This is a genomic window from Streptomyces hirsutus, from assembly GCF_001418415.1.
Classification (GTDB): Bacteria; Actinomycetota; Actinomycetes; order Streptomycetales; family Streptomycetaceae; genus Streptomyces; species Streptomyces hirsutus.
Genome location: NZ_LIQT01000447.1, coordinates 582 through 3860, shown reverse-complemented (window position 1 = coordinate 3860; position 3279 = coordinate 582). Strand labels below are relative to the sequence as shown.

General features: G+C 70.1%; 5 protein-coding genes. 3 read left to right on the top strand and 2 right to left on the bottom strand.

The window, feature by feature from the left end:
* A partial coding sequence (locus AOK11_RS30040; protein WP_055596852.1) for an SAM-dependent methyltransferase occupies positions 1-416 on the bottom strand: 416 nt, incomplete at its 3' end.
* A 75-nt stretch (positions 417-491) separates the two neighbouring features.
* Complete coding sequence (locus AOK11_RS30035) at positions 492-1880, bottom strand: NsdA family TPR-like regulatory protein (protein WP_206188959.1); 1389 nt, start codon at positions 1878-1880, stop codon at positions 492-494.
* Between the two features lie 188 nt (positions 1881-2068).
* On the opposite strand from AOK11_RS30035, the gene AOK11_RS30030 reads away from it, so the two are divergent.
* The 3 genes from AOK11_RS30030 to AOK11_RS43615 all read left to right on the top strand — a co-directional run.
* Positions 2069-2563, top strand: a complete 495-nt coding sequence (locus tag AOK11_RS30030; protein WP_206188958.1) for a DUF6415 family natural product biosynthesis protein — start codon at positions 2069-2071, stop codon at positions 2561-2563.
* 221 nt (positions 2564-2784) lie between these two features.
* On the top strand, positions 2785-2958 hold the full coding sequence (locus AOK11_RS43065; protein ID WP_157869474.1) for a hypothetical protein: 174 nt from the start codon (positions 2785-2787) through the stop codon (positions 2956-2958).
* A partial coding sequence (locus tag AOK11_RS43615) for a hypothetical protein (protein WP_167353852.1) occupies positions 2958-3279 on the top strand: 322 nt, incomplete at its 3' end. The genes AOK11_RS43065 and AOK11_RS43615, both read left to right, overlap by 1 nt.

The following is a 3279-nucleotide window of genomic DNA, read 5'->3' as shown; positions in this document are numbered from 1 at the left end:
GGGCCCCGGGGCCCCATTTGTTCGAAGTGCGGCGCCAGGTCGATCACGGGCGTCCCATCGACGGCATCGAGGTCGGTGACCAGGAGATCCCGACCGTTCACGTCGAGCAGCCGCGGGTAGCTGATCGCGAGCTGGTTCGGCCGCCGGTGATTGCGGTGCACAAAGGTCCCTGTGGCCGGCCAGCGCGTATTCCCTCGAGGGCTGCGGGCATGAAGCTGCACATCCTCCGGGCACGCCAGGTGGAAGCGCCACGTCACCGTCAGGTGCGAGAACTCCTCGATCCCTTGCAGGGTTTCGAGTGGGTACTCGTCGTGGAGACGGATGATCGACCGGACTCCGCCCTGATAGTCGTCCAGGACGCGGGTGTGTCCCCCCACGACCGTGGCGATCGGCCTGACCTCGTACGTGGAGACCACCGTTCGTTCCTCTCGCTCGGCAGGGCGCGTTGGGCGGCATCCCGAGGGTGGGGGCGCCGCCGTCCGGATCGATGGTCAGCCTATGGTGCAGAGCATTTCGCGTGCGCGGCGGTCCAGCTCCACAACGTGCCGGCCGCCGCGGTGCCGTACGGGCGAGAGATCGCTCTGCATCCGGACGATGACGTCTCGGGCGCGGCCGGACTGGACGCCGGACATCGCATCGAGGGCTTCGCTCCAGGTGGTGCACGCCTCGTCGAGGCGGCCCTGCTGGACCTGGACGGCGCCGAGGTAGCCGAGGGTCACGCTGTGGGTGCGGGCGTACTGCTGCCGGCGTCGGGTGGCGACGCTGCGCTTGAAGTGGATCTCCGCGTCGAGTGGCCGGCCCAGGTCGCGCAGGGCGCAGGCGGTCTCGTGGGCGAGGGAGGCTTCCTGGAAGAAGCCCACGCGGCCCGGCGCCTCGTTGTTGTCGGCTCGGGCGAGGTCCCGCTCTGCGCGGCTGATGGCCGCGAGGGTGCCGGCGCGGTCGCCGTCGGCCGCGAGGGCTCGTGCGTGGACGACCGCGAGCAGGGCTTTCTCCCGGGGGCTCGCCTGACCGTAGCGGTCGCGGGACATGGAGGCGTCGGCCAGGGCGAGCGCCCTGCGCGGGTGCCCGAGGTCCACGGCTTGGTGGGCGAGGGCGCGCAGGATGTGGCCGCCGAGCGGTCCGTCGCCGGCTTCGGCCGCGATGCGGGCGGCAAGGGTGAGGTAGCGCTGGGCGGTGCGGTGTTCGGAGGCATCGAAGGCCATCCAGCCGGCGAGGTAGGTCATCTCCGCCACGGCCGAGTACGTGTGGCGGCGGAGCTGTTCCGTGCGGAACCTGCTGCCGAGCAGGGGCACCGCTTCGTCGCGAAGGTGGCCGGCCAGGGCCGAGCGGCCGGCGGATCCGCCGCGCTGCTGGTCTCGCGCGGAGTAGAAAGTCGTCAGGTCGCGGACATCGTCGATGTCAGCCTGGGTCGCCAGTCGCGGGGAGACCGCTGGCCGCTTCGCCGCTGCGGCGGGGGCGGCTGCCCACCACGAGGCGGTGGGCAGGGCGAGGCCGGCGGCCGAGTACGCGGCAGTCGCCAGCAGTTTGCGTCGGTGCATATCGAGGTCGTCGCTTCCCAGCTCGGCGAGCACGGTCAGAGGGTCGACGCTCCAGTCGGAACCGCTGTCGGTTTGGCCTGTGGCTTCACCTTCCAGCCCGAGGTCGGCCAGGGTGAGGGGGCGGCCGAGTCTGCGGGACAGCGTCTCGCGCAGGATATGAGGTGCCTGGCCACTCGGTTGTGTGCCCTGCACCCACATGGCGATGTGCGAGCGGGAGATGGCCTCCAGCTCACGCACCCCGCTCTCCGCGGCTACCCGGGCGACCGCTGCGGCTGCTTGTGGCTGGGACCAGCCGGCTTCGCGCAGAAGTGCGGCGAGGGCTTCGTTTCGCGCACGGGCCATGGGCTGCCCCTCGGTTCCGAAATGATCTTTGACGCCTTTGACGGCCCCGGGGTCGCGCAGGCATACCCCTCGGCAGCGATTCACGGTTCGCTCAACGTAGCGACCAGATCACTCACTTTGCACGACGACCGACGCCGCTGCACGGCGAATCCCGATCAACTTGGCTTGATTCGAACAGGAGTTGTGTCATGCGCCTTTCGTTGGCTCCATGGCAGGCGGACGGTCAACGCGCCATGCCCGGCAGGAAGGCTCGCGTCACTGACGAGCCGGTCCGGCGGCGCGATCAAGCGGCGGCCACGGCGGAGACGGTGGCGCTCGTGCTGGACGAGGAATCGCCGCTGCCGCAGACCTCTGCCGACGTGGAAGACCTCGCGAGGCGTCTGCGGGGTCACATCGATCAACTCGTCGTCATGGTGCCGAACGAGGAACCGGCGTTGCGCCGCGCCCAACAGCTCGGCTCGGCGGAGGTTCCCGACAGCTATGTGCCCAGCAGGGTGTATCTGGTCCAACTGGCCAAGGTGACCCAGGAGCTCGCCACGGCAGTGGGGACCTGCGGCAGCCACCGTGCGAAGCAGCAGCGAGGACGGCGTCGTTGGACGCCTGGAATCAACGTCCTGCGCGGCACGGTCTTCGCCCTCGCACTCGCCTGCCTCTTCCTGGCTGCCTCCGTGCCGCGGGCATGACCGTCACCGGAGCGGTTCTGATCGTCCTGATACTCGGTCCCACAGCCTGGCTGGTTCTCCGCGGTGACCGCGCCATCAGTCCCCGCAAGTCGGCGAGGAGACCTCACCGGCGCAGATCGAGTCGCCGCCGCGACGGTGCCCCGCCTCACCGACAGTTCACCGGCCGCCCCAAACGGCCCTGAAGCCCACCCCGTTCGCGGGGCCTAACGGAGATCTACACGATGAAACGCCTACCGCGCATCGAGCAGTACGACCCCACGACCGGGCGGCAACTGGGCGACTTCCCGCAGGCGTACAGCCACATCGGGGTGATCGGGTCCGCGCTCCTGCTGCAGCAGCTCGACGCGGGTGCGCCCGCGACCGAGCCGGACGTGCTCCTGACGGCGGGTGTCTGATGAACGCAACCGCCACGACCATGGTCATCCTGTTCGCCGCCGCGGCCATCGTCGCCGGGACAGCGGCCTGGGTTGCCCACCGCCGCTGGCAGAAGACGCGGCAGCAGGCTCACCTCCTGGCCCGCGAACAACAGGCCACCGAGCGTGCCCTGCACAGGCTGGTCCACGAGATACTGCCCCAGATCCATCAGACGGGCGGCCGGATCTCCGTGCCGGCCCCTGCGCCGGAATTGGCCGGCACCGCGGTCGGTGAGCAGCTGACCCATGTGGTCAAGGGCACCGTCGGCGTCGTCCAGGCCGTGGTGCGCGACATGCAGTACG

Coding starts and splice junctions, on each gene's coding strand:
- AOK11_RS30030 (WP_206188958.1), top strand. CDS start 2,069: ATGCGCCTTTCGTTGGCTCCATGGCAGGCGGACGGTCAACGCGCCATG.
- AOK11_RS30035 (WP_206188959.1), bottom strand. CDS start 1,880: ATGGCCCGTGCGCGAAACGAAGCCCTCGCCGCACTTCTGCGCGAAGCC.
- AOK11_RS43065 (WP_157869474.1), top strand. CDS start 2,785: ATGAAACGCCTACCGCGCATCGAGCAGTACGACCCCACGACCGGGCGG.